The organism is Autumnicola musiva, assembly GCF_031846585.1.
GTDB classification, from domain to species: domain Bacteria; phylum Bacteroidota; class Bacteroidia; order Flavobacteriales; family Flavobacteriaceae; genus Autumnicola; species Autumnicola musiva.
Map to the genome: position 1 here is coordinate 1 of NZ_JAVRHK010000065.1, position 1,131 is coordinate 1,131.

Consider the following 1,131-nt stretch of genomic DNA (forward strand, 5'->3'; position numbering starts at 1 on the left):
GGTCATGATCATACTCGTTTGAAGTCATCATTGTTACCACGAAATACATAATAAAGCTAATGAATGCTACCATCCCTATTACCAATCCTGTTCCCCAATTGATTTTCATAATGTTTATTTTTATAAAGTGATTTCTTTAGAAATATTATCACTAATGATTTTTCAAATTTTTACTTCTCACCCCTTCCACTAATTAAAACTCCGCGGCCCCATGAAACTGGTGCTGGTAGTTTCAATTAAAACATTCCTACTATAGACCTCGATTTCAAGTTCGTCCTTTTCATCTTTCAGAGCACTTCCACTAATTTCTATAAAAAGGGTACCTTCGGCCAGGCCACGTGCCGGTACTTTAATCTCTCCTTTTACGGGCTCAATATTTCCTTTATGAGAAACTAATTCAAAATGGACATTTTCAAATTCTTGGGAAGTTTTGTTCAGCAATTTATAGGTATATACATTGCTGATGATATTGCCTTCTTTATGCTCGTAAAGCTGTCCTGGTAATCTCAATATATTCGCTTCAATATCGCTCCTTAAAAATAACATTCCTGTAAATATTCCAGTCAAAATAAGAAGTACCGCAGAATAGCCTCTTAAACGAGCAGTAAATCTGAATTTGGTCTTCTTTTCAATGTTTTCTTCGCTGGCATATCTAATCAATCCTTTGGGGAGGTCCACTGCCTCCATAATATCGTTACAGGCATCTATACAGGCCGTGCAGTTTACACATTCCAACTGAGTTCCGTTCCTGATATCGATGCCGGTAGGACAAACATTTACACACTGAAAACAATCAATACAATCACCTTTCCCACTCGCTGCACGATCTTCATTTTTTCTGAATTTTCCACGCCCCTTTTCTTTTTCTCCTCTCTTATGGTCATAAGCTACCACAATAGATTTGTTGTCCAGTAACACGCCCTGCAACCTCCCGTAGGGACAGGCGATGATACAAACCTGTTCGCGAAACCAGGCGAAAACAAAATAAAATACCCCTGTAAAAATTAGTAATGAAATAAACGTGCTAAAATGAGCCAGTGGCCCGTCCTGTATATAAAGTATCAGCCGATCGCTCCCAATTAAATAAGCCAGGAATACATTGGCGATCAAAAAGGAAACAACAAAGAAAAG

At 38.1% G+C, this 1,131-nt stretch carries 1 protein-coding gene; it reads right to left on the minus strand.

Translation table 11 applies throughout. The annotated features are described in order from the left end of the window. Positions 1-189 precede the first annotated feature (189 nt). Positions 190-1,131 (minus strand): 4Fe-4S dicluster domain-containing protein (locus RM539_RS19840; protein ID WP_311505158.1); only part of this gene is annotated, 942 nt, incomplete at its 5' end.